Here is an 18,376-nt window from a genome sequence, read left to right as displayed (position 1 = left end):
CCGCAATCTGCGGGGCTAGAGGGAAGTTTGTAACTTATTCTTGAACGCTAGAATGAATAACGGACGCCAATCTGGCCGCTGTATGGCGTTTCGATATGGTGACCCATTTCATAGTTGATTTCACCATAGGCTGCCCAGCGATCGTTCATACGAGTAGTGATACCTAGACCATATTTTCCACTGGTCCCGGACATATCATTGGTGAAGTGTTCAGTGTTATTAATGACCACCGCATTATCCTTCATGAACTCATGTCGAACCGCCAGACGCATATAAGGCTGAATGGTTGCGCCATTATCAAGGGTAACGTTTTTTCCAAGCGTTGTACCTAACTCACCTTTGACTGACTTCGCTGCATCAGCTTTCACCTTCATACCGCTGTCGAGCTTATATTCGCTTCGCTCGCCGCGGAAGAATGCCGCCTGTAGATAAGGCTCAACAAAATAGTCATCAAATGAGATATGTTTTCCGGCCTCAAGCGAGAAACCGGCACCAAAGCTATTATCGTGCGCGTGCGCTCGACCACCGTTAAAGTACGGATTGTTTTCAGTACGGAAACGGTTCGCTTTCACCACCCCATCCAAATAGTAACCACTGTCGTGCAGCCAAGTGATATAGGCACCCACGCTGTAGCTATCGACTTTGCCATTGCTCTTCGATGCTTCAAGCTCGGAATGGGTATATGACGCCATGCCGCCAACTATCATCTGGGCGTTGTCTAAAGCAATGGTTCTATCGCCTCCGAACATGACCCCGTTCAGATCTTGGTTATATCCCACGTTGCTGGTTGAAATGCGGTAACGGCTACTAATGTATTTCCCCCACACACCAGTGTCATTCTGCTGATTGTTACGCACTTCACCCAAACGACTGCGCAGCGTTGAAAGCTCAGCATCCCAAATCGTTGGAGTTACGTTAGCCATCGCGAGAACGGATTTTGCACTTTCCGAGAGTTCAGGTTTAGTACCTGGCCCTGGATTAGGCGTCGGTTCTGGTGTTGGCTCTGGCGTTGGTTCCGGCTCTGGTTGCGGATCAGGGCCGGGATCAGTACCAGGATCTGGCGTTGGATCTGGGTCCGGCTTCGGATCTGGATCGGGGGTAGGATCAGGATCGGGCTCCGGGTTTGGCTTAACGGCTGTGGGGGATAGATACCAATTATCTTTATCACTCGCATCGCCGTGTACCAGATAATACTTGTAGGCACCTAAATCAACGCTGCCATTGGTCATAGCAAAAGTATCTGCCGAACTACCGTTAGCATATATCAGATGGTACGGATTGGCTCCACTGCCAGTCAGCTCATAGCCAGAGTCACGAACGAGCACATGAAAATTGCCGCTGACCGAATCAGAGATATTGAGGAAATCCCCCTCTTCACCAGCAAGATTAGTATTCATGATGAACGTACCGCTTCCGCTCAGCGTGTTTAAATCGAGCCGGCTGAAACGTCCATTATCACTGCCATTTTGCGCACCAAAGTTGACCACGCCATTATTAGTTAGCTGTTTGATCGTTACAACGGACTCTGGCGTCGCATCGTTGTGCTGAATATAGAGATAAGCGTTATCGCTTTGCAGATCCACGTTCGCTGCATAAGCGCCTTTACCTAGGTTTTCAGTCCATGCGTGATCGCTTCCTGCTTGCATACTCAGCGAGCCATCTTTAACGATCAGATCTCCGCTGGAATAAGCGCCATAGGCAATGGTGCTAGCCCCACCGTTCTGAATAGTGGTATTCGATATATGACCAAGCTCATCAACCTGCTGGGTTCCGCCGTCAATGATGTTTTGATCGGCTTCACCATACCATGCTATTTGCTGTAAACCGCCTGCATAAACCGTGGTATTAGTCGCATTAGCCCTGATGCCACCTGTATAGCCATCGGCATCGACCCATTTACCATCGACCCAGCCGCCTTTTTGCCCGCTGATGGTTTGCACCCCATAGACTTGAGTACCATCCGCAGTGCCAGACTGAATTCGCTGTTTACCACCCGCATAGATAGTTGAATTTTTAGCTGTTTGGCCATTAATTCTGATTTTAGAACCTTCATCTGATGTCCAACTACCATCCTTCCAAGTCACATCAACGCCGCTGACCGTTTGAGTGCCATATACCTGAGCATTTTCTGAAATACCGGAGGTAATTTGCTGAAAAGCGCCTGCCAGTACTTGAGTGTTGCTATCGGCAACGTGCGTCTCTCCTTTGCCTGAATAGACCTCTTGGAACGCACCGCTATAAAGAACGGTGTCTTGCGCTAAGCCACTGGCCAACTGGTAGCTACCGTCACCAATGTGCGAGTTCTTTGCGGTGCCAGCATAAATAATCTGTTGACCACCATTTTTGACTATGTTGTCTTCAGCCACGGCGTTTCCCGTGACCGATAGCTGTTGAACACCGCCATCGATAATATTGGCCTGCGCGTAGGCACGGGTGCCTAAAACTTGTAAACCGCCAGTTTTTATTAGTGAATTATAAACTTCGCCATCGCCAGAAACTGAAAGCGAACCGTAAGCGTCAACCACGGTATTAAAGGCTTTACCATTGCTATTAACAGACAATACCCCCGTTTCAATATTGCCTCTGCTGTTAACATACTCCCCTTTTACGAGGGTATTCAGCGCTTCTGAGCCATTCGCCTCATTGATTCCATCACCAATATTGAGCTGCACCGAATTCAGCGTATTGCCAACGCTGTACGAATGGTTGATTAGCGTTACAACTTGCTTGCTAAACGCAGGATTGAGTAAAACAATGTCACGGTCAGCAAGATATTTATTATCTTTGATTTGCAGATTTGGATATTTTTGTCCCCACTTCTCTTGGGTATAGTCCCATGAGTCCTGATAACTAGAGTTAGTCTTCAAGTCAGTAGGAACAGTCGATTCTTTTTTAGGTTGGAAAGATTCTGGTATTGAATCCGCAGCATTCAGCGGTAATGCAACCAGATAGATGACTGGAAGCAGCGCATGTGAGATTGTAAGTCTCATGTGATTTCCTTATATAATTATTATACTACCCAAAAGTGAAATGCTTTTAAGCAGAGAGGAGAATTTTTTCCAAATCTCCTTGGTAAAAATAGGTATGAGATAAAGCGAGCGTTCCTATTTCTTGAATACAGTTCTCACCGTAATTCTGATAAGGTACATTTATTTAGTTTATAAAATATGCCATCACCTCCTAACGAGTTGAGAGTGCAGTTAGTAAAAATTCGACATAGCCGTTGAAATATCTACCGCGATTTTATCCAGCTGATACGAAGCCTATTAATTATTAAAAACACGCGGGGATAATTATTATAAACTCCACGCCACAGAAGTATTATTTATCTGTTCATTTAAATTAACAAAGCCAAACCACTAAAATAAGACATGCCATCCATGACACCCCACGATAAAGATTTATCCTAAGCTATAACTTCACGTTCAATAGCAAAATCAAGTATTCACACATTCTATCAATGGGTATTTTAACAATCAATTTTGCATGAAACATGCCACATGATTGCCAGAATCTATCAAAAAAATTAAATTAATAGAAAAATTACATGTGAAAACTCACGAAAAAACATCATCCATATGATTTTAAATGGAAAATTAATAAACATAAAAATAGATTTACACACGTTACTTTATATTAGCGGGATGGACTATCGGGGATTTGTTTTTTACATTCGATAAAAACAAAATATAACACTATAGAGAAAGCACTTAGATTATGCACAAAACCATGTACTATCTCTCTATTACAGAGAAAAAATAGAGTTGAAGGTATTCACCATAAAAAACCAAGTACTTGACACACCGATATCATGATCAAATTATGACGTTTTATTATCAGAATTTTACTCAGAAAGAGTTACTTGTTTTCTCTTGAGGACGTAATGAGCGTCACGCGGGTAACAGGGAAAAACCATAGCAGGCCAAGTAGGTCAGGTCCTTTGACCTAGAAACGCAAGCTCGTTCAAATTTATTCTTTCCTCTACCAACCGCAAACATTGGTATCTTCATCCGTTTCATACCCACGGACAATATTAACCAGTTCTTTAACCGCATCCGCTGACGTAGCAGGATTTTCTAACTCAGTTAAAGATGAAAATTCTTTATCTACTGACACACCGTTATTTTTATTAGTCACCGTCAGTAAGAAGGCCTCACCATTACTGTTTTTGTCACCTAAATCCGTAATTAACTCCGCAACCACGCTAGCAGCAACGTCCGGAATATATAATGCCATTGGTTTCAGATATATTTTTTCTGCACTTCGATGATTCTCACAATTAGATAGCGTAAGTGCGTAACCTTGATTCTCAGTTGTCATCATATTTACCAGCCTTAATCTTCTAACAAAATCTTGGGATCTACATAAAAATCTACATTGAACACAGTGTCATCAGACAACGCTTCAATTCTGTGCCACTTCTCTGGTGGAAATACACCAAATTGCCCCGCCTCAATCGTCAGCGTTTCAATAGGCTCAGGGCTGGTTTCATCAGCATAGCCGTAGTAGCGAATGGTTCCCTGCATCACACATAAACGTGGATAAACGCCTTGCCGTGTGCCCGCGTCTAGGTGGCGCTTCCAGATAGATGCTGGAGCGGTTTCCTTGGTCCACAATGGCGTTGTGCGGGTATGGATATAGTTTGTAGGAATAATGATGCGCTGCATATTTCGACCTCATATGAATTTCACCTCTGCACCTTAAGAACGCAGGGCTACCTATCTATATAATGCATATCATATACCATTTTATGAGTTAGCGTAAATGCATCACGCATCATCTAGCTTTCGGCTATCCAAGAAGCCCTATATAGCCATGAATCCCCATATATATCCCAACGACCGCGATCAGAGCGCTAGAAAAATAGGGCGCTTTTTGCGCTAATAGGTTAAACCCGCGCCATCGTTTTTGTGCCTCTCTAACACCAACCGCCGCGCCCACACCGACAGTGACTAACGTCAGCGCCAAGCCAATACTAAAACAAACAACCAGTGTTGCGCCTAAGGTTAATGCTTTTAATTGGATGCAGATAAGAAGAATAGTAATTGCCGCAGGGCAAGGCATTAATCCACCGGTAAGGCCAAATAATAAAATTTGCCAGTTAGTTACTTTATTACTTGTGAAGCGTTTTTTAATATCGTTTGCATGAGCCAGCGCATGAGCATCTTGATACTCTTTAGAGTCTTTATTTAAACCTTTGAATTGATGGTCATGGTCATGGTCATGGTCATGGTCATGGTCATGGTCATGGTCATGGTCATGGTCATGGTCATGGAAATAAGTTTGATATTCTCTAATATCTCCTGCAATGCCTAGCTTTAATATGACTGAAAATTCATGTGGTTCTGGAATTTCACTTTCTGACTCAGCCCATCCTTTTTTATGAGTAAATCGATATATTTCTTGCTCACCATTTCCTCTATCAACGATCGCTGAAATATTCTCAGCAAAGTCAGCATGTCCTGTTATTTGCTTAAATCTAAAACGGGCAACGTGGTTTTCTTCATGGATGGACAGCTCCACCTCCCCATTATTGGTATTTATTTGTTGCGCTTCATTATGCGTATGATTGTCATCAGCATGCATCTTTTCAAGCCAATTTCGTTCTCCTCGCCATGTTAGCCAAAACATCCAAAATGCAGTACCTAAAATAATCGCGCCAGACAGTAACTGTAGCCACGGTTCAACCGCTTGTGCCGTAAATTTCTGGCTGACATACATTCCACCAAAAGCAATGAGCCATACAATAGCCGTGTGGGAGAACGTGGCAGCCAACCCCAACATGACTGCCTGCCGAACAGTGCCTTTTATCGCGATGATAAACGCTGCCATCATTGTTTTTGAATGGCCTGGCTCCAAACCATGTAAAGCGCCAAGCAAGATGGCACTCGGTATAAAAAACCAAGCATTCCCTTGTTGAAATAGCGTAGTAAATTCGTTCATGAGAATAATTCTTAATATGATAGAGAACCGGAATTCTACTCCCCCCCAGTATAAAATACTACCCCCCAGTATCTGGTGAGTGCTATATTTAACTCATAAAGATGTAACAAAGGTGTTAACATGTCACATACCATTCGAGATAAGAAAAAACTAAAAGCGCGAACAAACAAGCTTCAGGGGCAAATTGCAGCGCTGAATAAAATGCTTGATGAACCTCATGAATGCTCCGCAGTTTTACAACAAATTGCGGCAATTCGAGGCGCTGTGAATGGCTTGATGCGAGAAGTGATTAAAGGTCATCTCACTGAACATATTGTCCACCAAGATTCAGAAAGTAAAAGAGAAGAAGATCTGAGCGTGGTACTGAAGGTATTAGACTCTTACATAAAATAGAGACTGTTTTTTCTTAAGAAAAAAGGGGCCGAAGCCCCTTATTCAGTTTCTATACGATTAGAAATTATATTTTACGCCAATCATTGCAGCACTGTCGTTGTAGCCTTTATCCCCCACCTGTACGCCAATATTGCCCCACAGGTTAAGACGTGGATTTAGCTGCCCTTCAACACCAACTTTAACTTCGCCCAGATTGCGTGCGCCATCTTGTTTAACGGCAACCCCATTCATCGTAGCCGTGAAATCTCTAGTATTATGGATCCAGTTGGCCTCAATAAATGGCTGGAATTCGCGTCCTTTCCCCTCATCAACTGCATGGTGCCCTTTGAGATACGTTCTTACGCCCAGTCGAGTCATTAGGTTGCCGTCGCCATCGCTACTCACGCGAGTACCATTAGATTCGGTATGGTTTTTCGCTTTAACACCCATCCAAACGGCCTGTGCCTGCGGCTGAATGTACCAAGTATTCGTGCTACCAAGACTGCCTTTAAACTCATTAAGCTTAATGGTCTGCCCCACTTCTACCGATGCAGTGATTCCGCGTGACTTATACGATTCAGAGGCAATTTGTTCACCGTTAACATGGTTGTTAAACCAGCTATATTGCAACCAGCTATCAACGTAGGTACCTGTTTTCTCGGCGTCATTGGCATACCACGTACCGTAGATACCAGTACTGTAGCCATCAACCGAACCTTTCGAACTATAACCACTGATGTTGGAGTGCGTGTTGCTGTGGTTATTACCGTAGCCTGCCATCACACCTAAGTGCCAGCGATCTAGCCCATCGGTACTCCACTGTGCAATATCGCCGCCCATCTGCATCACATAACGGTTGCTTTGAGTTTTTAACTGGCCAGCAGCGTCGCGGAAGTTATTATGTCCACCGACCTGACGCATCCACATACTGGTTACTTTCTGCTCTCCGGTTAGCGCATCGATATACTGAGTTTCACCTAAGCGGTCATGTAAACGTGTCACGAACAGATTATTCGCCGCTGCAAGGTTAGCAATATAACTCCCACCTTCAGGACGCTCGGTATTTTCACCCGGCTCTGGATTTGGGCCTGGATCAGGATTTTCACCATTTTGCTTACTGGTTAAATACCAATTTCCACTGCTATCCCCCTTACCACGCGCCAACGTGTAATCATAAGCGCCCGCCACGATGCGTCCTTCCTGATTGAACTCACCATTAGATGCCCCATCCACATGGATAAGTTCGATACCGTTTAGCGTCTGAGCCCCTGTGCCGCCGGCATTGCTGACGCTGACTCCGGTTTTCCCAGACGTATCTCCAGTAACGACCAGCTTATCCGTAACCGAATTGTCGTCGCCAAGTGCGGTATTAAAGTGAATGTGCCCATCATTACCGGTGTAGTCACCTTTTACCAACAGCTGATTACCCGCGGTCGCATGTCCAGTATTATTACCGACCAGGACGGTTCCGCTGTTTACCAGATCTTTGCCAATAGTGAAAGTTTGGGTCTTACCATCAGTTTGAGTATCTGAGCCAATCTGTAGCAAGCCTTGGTTATCTATATTGCCAGCGACACCACCAAATCCAGAGAGCTTCGCCCCCTCGTGAATATTGACCTGCTGGCTGGCAAGCGTCATTGGCGCATTCTCATTGCCAAGAATCAGACCGCCCTGCTGGATGTCAGTTTTTCCGGTATAGGCTACGTTTTCATTAAGGGTCACGCTGCCACTACCCTGTTTGATAAGCGAACCACTGCCGGTCACGTTGTTAGCCAATGCCCAATCGGACTGAGTATTCAGTACCAGTTCGCCTTCATCTTTTATATCGGCCGTCCCTAAATGCTGTGCAGAACCCGCCGTCAATTGAGACGTAGAATCAATAATGAATGTGCCCGCGAATTTACTGTTGTCACCCGCAAGAACCACGTGACTATCTTTCAAAGCTACAGCGCCGTTATCGCTGATATTGTTATAGAGAACGCCATCCGCCTTATTCAGCAACAGCTCACCTTTATCTACAATATCGCCGATACCCAGACCCAGAGTGTTATTCAGCTCAGCTAAAGCCCCCTGCTCAATCGTGGTCGTCGCAGAGAGATTCGCATTGGCGCCATTCACCGTTAACGTGTCAGCGGCAACAACCAATTCTCCGCTACCCGCTAACTCACCCGAAGAAATTCCACCGTGGCTTAACGTTAATTTACCGCCGTTGATGTTCAGCAAAGAGCCCGCATCCGTAGCCAGTTTGCCCACCGTCTGGCTATGACCATTCATATCCAGTACGGTATCCAACGCTAACTTGAGTTCACTGGTCAATCCCAGAACGTTGTCGTTCAGCATCAAGAGGTTACCGCTACGAACATCGGTGACGCCGGTATAGTCGTTATCCATGTTAGATAAAGAGACCGTCTCACCTTTTTGACTATCTAATGCTAAATCGCCGCTGCCTGTGACTTTGGCACTCAAATCTGCAGCATTGCCCGTTTTGCCATTCGCATCGAGCACCAATGCATCATTGCCACTTCCTAACAGTTCAACCTGAGTGAGACCGTAGTTCACATAAAGACCATCGTTATTTTCACCGCTGGTCAGGCGATAGTCATAAGTGCCTTTGGCGACAGTGGTTCCATCCTGAACAATATCTAACGTCACACCATCTGAAATGACGTTACCGCTGGCGTCATGCAGCTCTAAATTACCGCCACTGCCTTGAACCGCCGCATCAGAATCAGCCAGCTTAATCAGGCTTCCAGTATCATCTTGTTCGAGAAGGGAAACATGTGTATTTGGTAAAGGACGATCGTTGCTCACGCTGCCTGCATCGACTTGAACAACACCTTTGCCCAACAGATCCATGTTATCGGTGGTATGAATAGTCCCTGCGGCCTCTGTCACGCCAGGTGTCACACCATCAAACTTCACTGTACCGCCGTTAAACGCCAGCCCACCGATAGTTTGCTGCCCAGCGCCAACATGGGTAATGCTACCGTTGTCCGCACGCAGCGTGGCATTGGTTAAAGCCTGAGTATTAAGCCCATCCAGCTCAAAACGAGTATTCCCCATGGCAATCGTCCCTGCGAAGCCATCGGCAGCGTTGTTGGACGTGAATTCAAACGAGTTACCCGTGGTATCAACCGTCATCAATCCATTGCCAGATAAGTGGCTATTAAAAGCAACGCTAGCGCTATTTTTAACGGCTAAAGTACTCGTAGAATCAATGGAATAGCCCGTTGAAACACTATCATCACGGCTATCGCCTAGCGCCAGCAGCACGTTATCTAGGGTGAAAGTCGAACCGTTAGTGAGGTCGATATGCTCCATTCCGGTAATGGCATCGGCGCGATTTAACACATAGCTGGAATTATCCAGTTTCAAGACATCCTCGCCTTGCCCACCATTAAGAGATGTAAACAGGTTGGTTTCACTCTCTTGAACATCTTTAAGTAAGAACAGATCGCTACCACTACCCGTGGTGAAATCAGTTCCCGTACTGCCTGACTCCAACGTCACAACGTTATTACCAGTAAGAAGATTGACCTGCCCAATGATGTTCCCACCATTAGCATTGGTGAACTGCACACCTGAGCCGCTGGTCGTTTCGACGGCTTTCTGTGAGGCATTGAGTGCCAAAATATCACCACGGTTCACGAATTCGCTTACGCTACCGTTGTTAATATCAACCACCGCATCCGTCGTCGACTTAGAGGTAAGTTTTCCTGACTGTTCAACTTTTTGTGTTGAACCTTTGACTATCAGCGCTGCGCCTCCCGCAGCATCGAGTACATTAACGCTCACGCCGGTTTTCAGGTCAGAAGACGCATTGGTCACAATCCCCTTTCCTCCGGCCTGCTGAACATTAATCACCAAATCTTTTGAGTCGGACATATCCAGTGTTTGATCGGTCTGCGAGCCATCAATGTTTTCAAACAGGATACCGGTACCGCTGCCGGTGACATTAATCGTACCGGAGTTGGTTTGAGCCATAGAGGCTCCAGTGTGAACACCAATACCGCTACCGACGTTGATCGTCGTATCTTTAAGCTGAATACCGACGATATCGGCTTTGTTTTCAATAGCACTACCACTGCCGGTATCACTCATGGTTATGGTGGCACCGTCTACCGTTAAGCCTTTCGCACCGGTATCTAATAAAATACCGTGAGCCGAACCCGCAGCCTGCGTAATACCATTACCGTTTAGCGCCAATGTGGCGTCTTTCCCGACTAAATAGGCGGCAGTACCATCCGTTGCGGTGACCGTTCCAGTATTGGTGACTTCAGAACTGGCCCCCTGAATATTCACCGCGACACCATTAACTACAATAGTAGACCGGTTATCCAAAATACCGCCGTCAACCAATACTCCCGTGCTATTCGCCTCGGTGAAGTCGATGCTTCCCTCATGGATCAACTTGCCACCGTTACGCGCAATATAGCCAAATGCCCCATCAGCAGTATTTGCTGTTTCCAAATTGGCATAGCTGGTCAGAACGGAATTACCTTTTTTAGCGGCATTCTCAGAACCATCCAACTCATAGTAATTACCGTCCACAATGCCCGCAGTAGTATCTTTGCCCGCCACTTTTACAATCACGGCGTCCGCAGTAATTTCTCCCGTGGCACCGCCTTCAATTCGGATCCCTGTGGCCCCCTCTCCGGTAACGCTAAGTGCTAATTTGCCTGAGCTGAATTGACTCCCCGCACCAGTAGTGCGAATAATGGTCGCATTATCGCCAGAGGCATTAAGTTGCGCAGCACTATTACCAGAGCCGTCAAAGGAGGCGCCTCCGTCAACTCGGTAGAGTGTTGAGTCTTGCGTTGACACATCTTGCACACTGCTAGCATCGTTTTTTATTTTTGAGCCGGCACCGAAAATATAGTAACCCGTTTGGTTAGTACCGCCGTTGAACGTCACAACACCATTTTGAGTGACATCAATCTCACCTTTATCTCTAGCATGAACGCCGATGGCGCCATCACCGGTAAGATTCACTTTACCGGATAAGATCGCTAATGCTTTTTCACCCTGAGCGTAAATACCATAGTTGGCGTAATGTGTTACTGGGTCGAGGCCACCATTAACATTGATCGTCCCTGAATTTGTAATTTGCCCATTCGCTAACACCTTAATCCCAGTACTATTCAACCCATTCATATCAATAGTGCCACTATTGATTACTTTGTTAGCATTGGTGCCTTCGCGAACAAGAATCCCTGTATTACTAGAGACAGACTCTCCAGATACCGCGCCATTAAGTTGGATAGTACCCTGCTGATTTAACGTTGCTGAGCCACCAACATCAATAGCAGTCGCATTCTGAACCTTAGAACCAATGATAATTTCTGAATTAGTTTTTCCGTTATAAGTACCATTACCATAGAGATGCACGCCTATTGATGATTGCTTTATGGCCAAATCATCAGTGCTATCAGATGGCGTCCGTTGCGCCATACGGCCAATGTATAACGTACCTTCATTATTAAATGTGGTGTTTTGCTGAGTGACCACACCAATATTAGAACCGTCACCCAAAATGCTGCTTGCTTCATTGCTAGCCGCAATATTAATCGCGCCATAGTTATTTAACGTAGCAGAGGAGCCGAGCAATACTCCGGTATTGCCATAGTAGTTACCTCTTGCGGCAACATTAATCACGCCAGTGTTATTGTTGTTAACTACCGACGCGCCGTTCGCTAAGATTGCGGTATGGGTGCCATTCGCCACTCCTGCAGCTCCGCCCTGAAAGAAGTCTGCCATTTCAGGGTTTGTACCTGCATCGATCACGCCATTGTTTTCAACAAAGGATGTACTGCGGGCTGCTACAACATAAGCACCACGGAAAGTATTTCCCGCCGTCCCCAAGGTGCCATTGTTGGTTAATTTAGCCCCATTCTCCAGATTAACAACGGTGGCATCAGAGCCGACTAGCTGGATGTTCGCGTCAGCGCCAATGTTAATATTAGAACCAGCACCTTCAGCATGGAGATAAGACACGACGTCTCGATTGACAGTCGCTCTTACTGCATCGTCAGAAGCAATATTATCTGTATTAACGACAATCCCATGTAATGTTTGATCTCTGGCCTTGTTCAATTCAGCAGAATATTCAGCCTCAGTTAACTGAATTTTACCGTCTTGTAGGGCTTTAATTAAAGCATCGTTATAGGCTTTAAACTCATCAATGTTAGTAATATTTTGTGGGCCAATCACACTATCAAAAGAGCCAACAAAGTCTGCTGTCGTCATCCAAGCAACAGGGTTACTGGAATCTCGGATGTTATTATCATTATTACCGAGCTGAACAACGGTCTTCGACAGATAGTTAAGTTGCCCCCCATCGGTCACATGAAATGCTGAAGAATTATTCTTAGTTTTGGAAGAACTTTTCAAAATAACGTTGAATTGGTTTTCTGCAGCTCCGACCCAGTTTCCTGTGGTTTTACCAACATTGACGTCTAGAGACGCGCCAGAACCAATCTGGTAAAAGTTTCTATCGACATATTGACCATCTTTTCCCACTGGGGTTGAGATTGTTATACGAAAATCTGCAGCAGGCTCCGTTTGAATATCGTTATTATCATAGACTTTCATCGTCACCGTGTTGCCAGTCACAGGATCTATGTAGTTAATCGATTTAGTCTGTGAACCAATTCTAAAAATATCATGGTCAACCCATTGGGCACTATCGCCTGTGATCAAGCCATCAGCTTTAGCTTGTCCCAATGTCGTCCACTTGGATCCACTTTCTCCCTTTTGGATACCCGCAAAACTCCCTGTTAAATTACTTGAGCCAACAATAACCTCTTCAAAAGGGTCTGTAGGTTTAAAATCATGAACAGTAATATCCGCAGCCTGAGCATAGCCCGATATTGCCATCAGCAAAGAAGTTGATAGCAGGGAAATTTTAAATTGATTTTTAGGAGCATTCTCATTCATTTTTATTGTAGAATCAGTTTTAAGTTTTCCGCGTGCTAGCTCCGACACAACGACAAAGCACTGTAAGCTATGATTCCAAATAACTTTAAAAATTTTATTCACTATAATATGCCTTTGTTAATATCAGCATGGCTCGAAAAGAATTGACTCCACATCTGAGTTTCGCTGATTGACAAACCTGGAATTGGAATTTTTTACGGCTGAAACGTAAAAAATTTATGAATGTCCTAAAGAAAACCTGAAAAAAGCCTGATGGCTGAATAGATATCGCATATCATGTATTAAGCATGAAATGGATTAGTTATAATTTAAACATCAATGGTCTACCGAAATCGTCGAAAGGTAACGATACAGCTGCACATTACTCCTAACACCAATTTTCCTCATGATGCTGCGTTTATAGCTGCTCACCGTTTTAATATTCTTATTAAGTAATGTAGCGATCATGACTGAGCTAAGGCCTTTATTCATTAATAAAACAACCTTTTTCTCCTCTGGTGTTAATACCTTAAGCATCTTGCAATACAGGCATTGAGAAGGCCTTGCCTCATTCATGATTTTCTTATGGAGATTCATTACTTTTTTTATTTTATTCTCGATATCCGTAAAGCTATCCGAGATAGTAAAAGTCGCCTCATTACCCAGATGTCCTACATCGGATTTATCACTTAGCACTGTAACCAGGTAATGGTGCCAACTTACTGATTTAGTGTATGATGGTGTTTTTGAGGTGCTCCCGTGGCTTCCATCTCCATCAGTTGTCCCTCCTGCTCAGCTACTGAAGGCGTGGTGCGTAACGGTAAAAGTACTGCCGGACATCAGCGCTATCTCTGCTCTCACTGCCGTAAAACATGGCAACTGCAGTTCACTTACACCGCTTCTCAACCCGGTACACACCAGAAAATCATTGATATGGCCATGAATGGTGTTGGATGCCGGGCAACCGCCCGCATTATGGGCGTTGGCCTCAACACGATTTTACGTCACTTAAAAAACTCAGGCCGCAGTCGGTAACCTCGCGCATACAGCCGGGCAGTGATGTGATTGTCTGCGCTGAAATGGACGAACAGTGGGGCTACGTCGGTGCTAAATCACGTCAGCGCTGGCTGTTTTACGCGTATGACAGGATACGGAGGACGGTTGTGGCGCACGTCTTCGGTGAACGCACTCTGGCCACACTGGAGCGTCTTCTGAGCCTGCTGTCGGCCTTTGAGGTCGTGGTATGGATGACGGATGGCTGGCCGCTGTATGAATCCCGCCTGAAGGGAAAGCTGCACGTAATCAGCAAGCGTTACACTCAGCGCATTGAGCGACATAACCTGAATCTGAGACAACATCTGGCAAGGCTGGGACGGAAGTCACTGTCGTTCTCAAAATCGGTGGAGCTGCATGACAAAGTCATCGGGCATTATCTGAACATAAAACACTATCAGTAAGTTGGAGTCATTACCCTGTAACCACTGCGACATTATTGTTTGTCAGATGACAAGTACAATGACTTAATCCCTCAAATTTAGTACGAAAGTATAATGTGACGTCCTCGCAAGGATCGTCTAAATCATCAATCTCACTCTTTTTGATTGAGTCCTCACCATATATCCCCTCAACAACTGCATAAATGCCTTTCTTGGCATAATTATCTAAACCTTGGGTAACGACATTAACCATTTCATCCACCAGAAGTCACAGATACTGTGGGCTTAGGCTAAATCTCATTGGTAATAAAAAACATTCCCAACATTAGTGAAAAAGCGCCACAAAATCAGTTAAGATTATTCCTACAACAAAACAGCCTTCAATACTTTTGTGTGGTAATTATAACCACCCGCCCACAACCTAGACAGATGAACCTATATTCATCGAAAAAATGATATTTTTGTCTGAAAATCATTTGTTTTTCATATTAAAAAGCCATTAAAAAAGCTAATATTGCAGCTATACTTCCAGCAAGATAATTACATAAAAATATATATATTCATTTATTCATAATTAGAGTTAATTTTTATAACGCCAAGATACACACCTGTTAAATAAAATTATATTTTCACTCAACACTGTCGTTAGAAAAATCTCATGATTTGACCAAAAAATATATTATATGCATCATAAAAACCCCCTTGATATTTATGGTACTTAATAATGAGTATTTATATCGTCGATGATCTTGTTACTTATAACTCTGAAGATGGCATTCTAAGGTCACTTCAAAATGATGAAAACCAGTTAGCACTAACCACAACAACAGCAAGGTTATTTAACTTACTGCTGGAAAATTATGGCTGCGTGGTGAGTCGAGAAGAGTTATTTGAAAAAATATGGGAAAATCATGGGCAGCGTTCATCTAATGCAGGATTAAATCAATATATACGCACTCTAAGAAAATGCCTTTATGAATTTGGGGTTGCAGAGAACTCAATAATCACAATACCTAAAGTTGGATTCAAACTTAATCCTAGTATAATTCAACGTATAGAGGATGCCGACGACTCCTACCAAGACAAACATGAAAAAGAGAGTCAGTCTGAAAAATCAGATGCTGTGCCAATAAAAAAACACCAAACTAATCATGAAGAAAAATATGAAACGAAAAATATCCAAGCAACGCCGAACGACAAAAACGGCCATGACACCCAAAAACGGTGTGTTTTTTATTCACTTCTAATCTTATTTATTGGCAATGTTTTACTATTTGTATTTAGCTTTAGTAATCAGATCAAAAGCGAAACCGTACATAGCTATTTATTGACCACTATTGATAGCTGTCGAGTTTACACATTGCACCCCAACTCGGAACAGGCAATACCAATAAAAAAGAAAATATTTGAAACTGCAATAACCAGGAGCAAGCTCAGCTGCATTACTGGGACTGAATTTTATACCTACATTGATGACAGTTTAGTCTTTGGGCGAATTGGCGACATTTTCATCGCCAGATGTACCCTGCGAGACGCGAGTACAAACCAGTTCATTGCATGCGATAGCTCTTACTATTCACCTTGGGATACAAAATGAGTCTGATAATAAAAGTGAAAATAAATCACATCCTTCTTTTTATTGCTTTCATTTCTCTTATTAACATAGCTTACTTCTTTTACTCTTATAAAACCCGCCTTAACATCAATTGCGAAAGCTCAGGCATGAGTGAAATTGCTAATGAAAAAGTGAAAATACGCGCTGACGGTTCAACCACCTATCGCTTCAATACGGATTACACGGGGCGTATCAGCATCAAAACTAAGATTGACATTGGTGATAAATCCTACTTTTTAAATCGTGATATCAGCATCACTTACGAGAGAGAAGGGGCTGACTATTACAAAGTAACACCAACAAAAGTGCTTAGATCGCTAGCCGATAATGCGCCGGATCATTTCATAGAGAATAGTTTCATGATCAAACAAGCCTATGAGTACGCACTGACAATCAAAAAAGTAAACAATAATACCTACCTACTAGGTGGTTCATTCTCCCCCATGACAATCTGCGTGGTAAAACCAAACTAACTCATTAGGACAACGTTTATAGCTATCTTGCTATAACACGACGACAAACCATTCCCCTAAGATAGAAAAGGATCAAACAAACGCCATTGATTTTATCCATGGCGTTAGAGGTTCAAGGCTACCACTCCACCATCTCGTCCTTGAAATACCTGCTAAACAGTTTAGTGTAATCAGACACATTCACTTTCTCCTTCATTGAGTTTCTCAGTCTTTACGCCTTTAGGACGGTTCCTTTGCCCAGTCTTTCACTAAAACACCGCAGCCTCGCCCTATTCATCTTCTTTTTCTTACCTGGCGTCTCGATGGCATCTTGGGTCACTCGAACGCCAGCAATTCGCGACAAACTTGGCGCATCCACGGCAGAAATGGGGTTAGTGCTATTCGGGCTATCCATTGGTTCAATGGCTGGCATTCTCAGCTCAGGATATCTCGTACAACGATTTAGTACTAAGCCCGTCATTGCTGCCGGCACCAGTTTGGTTATTGCTGGGATATTACTTGTCGCGCTCGGTGCTTTTTTTTCTTCGGCGCTCACCGTCTCTGCTGGACTATGTCTATTTGGCGCAGGGATGGGCTCCGCGGAAATTGCTATTAATGTTGAAGGCGCAGATGTAGAACGTCTCTCTCATCGCCCTCTACTGCCTATGCTACATGGCTGTTTTAGCCTAGGTACCTTAGTCGGAGCCGGTATTGGAAACGGTTTAACCTCGGTCAATTTTCCTATTCAGTGGCATCTATTATTGATTGGCATTATTTGCATTCCCGCAACACTCTGGGCATTAAAATCCGTGCCGCAAGGTAATGGCCTACGGCCTTCAGTGACAGACACTGCCGATAACAATAAATCAACGGGCATGACAACTAACGTCTGGAAAGATCGCCGCCTCATCCTCATTGGCCTTATTGTATTAGCCATGGCGCTTGCAGAAGGATCAGCTAATGACTGGTTACCACTATTAATGGTCGACGGACATGGATTTAGTCCAACGTCAGGCTCGCTGATATACACAGGATTTGCATTAGGCATGACGGTTGGACGATTCTGTGGCGGCTATTTTTTACGCAGATTTGGTCGTGTTAACGTCGTACGGGGTAGCGCCATATTTGGCGTTATCGGTCTAGGACTGATTATCTTTGCTGAAAACACATTTTTGGTGAGCGCATCTGTTCTATTTTGGGGTATAGGCGCATCGCTTGGTTTCCCACTCACGTTGTCTGCAGCGAGTGACACTGGCCCCAATCCAGCGGCGCGCGTGAGCGCCGTAGCGACTACTGGCTATATCGCCTTTTTAGTGGGGCCGCCAATGCTTGGCTTCTTGGGAGAGCACTTAGGATTGCGCTCAGCAATGATCGTCGTCTTGGCGCTAGTCACCTTTGCCATTTGGTTAGCTCCCGCTGTAGGGGAACCGCCAAAATCTAACGCATAGCCAAACGGGTAGCTCCCGCGATTGTTCGCGGGGTTACCTTGATTCCAGTCTATTTGTCGTACGACATTCCTGCCGCATTCTGCTTGGAATGCTCATCTCATTTCCTACTATTTCAATTTGTCGCCACTTTTTAAAGGAATACGATTTCGACTCCTCGGCAAGGGATTCAAATTGGGTAGCTGCATATTATCTATC

The 18,376-nt window shown here is 44.4% G+C and carries 11 protein-coding genes; 5 read left to right on the top strand and 6 right to left on the bottom strand.

The annotated features are described in order from the left end of the window. Window positions 1–47: 47 nt before the first annotated feature. The 4 genes from K9N75_RS05300 to K9N75_RS05285 all read right to left on the bottom strand — a co-directional run bounded on the left by K9N75_RS05300 (window position 48) and on the right by K9N75_RS05285 (window position 5,943). On the bottom strand, window positions 48–2,990 hold the full coding sequence (locus tag K9N75_RS05300) for an autotransporter outer membrane beta-barrel domain-containing protein (RefSeq protein WP_224452298.1): 2,943 nt from the start codon (window positions 2,988–2,990) through the stop codon (window positions 48–50). A 991-nt stretch (window positions 2,991–3,981) separates the two neighbouring features. Then, window positions 3,982–4,320, bottom strand: coding sequence for a DUF1869 domain-containing protein (locus tag K9N75_RS05295; protein WP_175320326.1), 339 nt, complete (start codon window positions 4,318–4,320; stop codon window positions 3,982–3,984). 14 nt (window positions 4,321–4,334) lie between these two features. Beyond that, the gene (locus K9N75_RS05290; protein WP_039187326.1) at window positions 4,335–4,667 is read right to left on the bottom strand and encodes a TehB family protein; all 333 of its coding nucleotides are present in this window, start codon (window positions 4,665–4,667) and stop codon (window positions 4,335–4,337) included. Between the two features lie 124 nt (window positions 4,668–4,791). Continuing rightward, window positions 4,792–5,943: a nickel/cobalt efflux protein RcnA gene (locus K9N75_RS05285; RefSeq protein ID WP_224452297.1), complete on the bottom strand. Its 1,152-nt coding sequence runs from the start codon at window positions 5,941–5,943 to the stop codon at window positions 4,792–4,794. 120 nt (window positions 5,944–6,063) lie between these two features. On the opposite strand from K9N75_RS05285, the gene rcnR reads away from it, so the two are divergent. Beyond that, entirely contained in the window at window positions 6,064–6,336 is a 273-nt protein-coding gene (rcnR, locus tag K9N75_RS05280) for a Ni(II)/Co(II)-binding transcriptional repressor RcnR (RefSeq protein ID WP_039187331.1), read from the top strand. Window positions 6,337–6,393: 57 nt separating this feature from the next. Here rcnR and K9N75_RS05275 read toward each other — a convergent pair whose 3' ends face one another. Continuing rightward, complete coding sequence (locus K9N75_RS05275) at window positions 6,394–13,353, bottom strand: autotransporter outer membrane beta-barrel domain-containing protein (RefSeq protein WP_224452296.1); 6,960 nt, start codon at window positions 13,351–13,353, stop codon at window positions 6,394–6,396. Between the two features lie 213 nt (window positions 13,354–13,566). Further along, the gene (locus K9N75_RS05270; protein WP_250870663.1) at window positions 13,567–13,698 is read right to left on the bottom strand and encodes a LuxR C-terminal-related transcriptional regulator; all 132 of its coding nucleotides are present in this window, start codon (window positions 13,696–13,698) and stop codon (window positions 13,567–13,569) included. A 291-nt stretch (window positions 13,699–13,989) separates the two neighbouring features. Between K9N75_RS05270 and K9N75_RS05265 the strand changes: the two genes are divergently transcribed. The 4 genes from K9N75_RS05265 (at window position 13,990) to K9N75_RS05250 (ending at window position 18,181) form a co-directional block, all read left to right on the top strand. Beyond that, a protein-coding gene (locus tag K9N75_RS05265) for an IS1 family transposase (protein ID WP_223216367.1) occupies window positions 13,990–14,687 on the top strand; the annotation gives its coding sequence in 2 pieces (ribosomal slippage) (window positions 13,990–14,239 and window positions 14,239–14,687; 699 coding nt in all). A gap of 703 nt (window positions 14,688–15,390) precedes the next feature. Further along, complete coding sequence (locus tag K9N75_RS05260; RefSeq protein ID WP_008812571.1) at window positions 15,391–16,263, top strand: winged helix-turn-helix domain-containing protein; 873 nt, start codon at window positions 15,391–15,393, stop codon at window positions 16,261–16,263. Beyond that, complete coding sequence (locus tag K9N75_RS05255) at window positions 16,260–16,754, top strand: FidL-like protein (RefSeq protein ID WP_008812570.1); 495 nt, start codon at window positions 16,260–16,262, stop codon at window positions 16,752–16,754. Before K9N75_RS05260 ends, K9N75_RS05255 begins: the two co-directional genes overlap by 4 nt. 302 nt (window positions 16,755–17,056) lie before the next feature. After that, window positions 17,057–18,181 (top strand): MFS transporter, encoded by a 1,125-nt coding sequence (locus K9N75_RS05250; protein WP_233454366.1) that lies wholly within the window; start codon window positions 17,057–17,059, stop codon window positions 18,179–18,181. Window positions 18,182–18,376: the final 195 nt, after the last annotated feature.

The sequence above is a fragment of the Hafnia paralvei genome (assembly GCF_020150375.1).
Lineage (GTDB): Bacteria > Pseudomonadota > Gammaproteobacteria > Enterobacterales > Enterobacteriaceae > Hafnia > Hafnia paralvei.
This window is presented reverse-complemented; position numbering and strand designations above follow the sequence as displayed.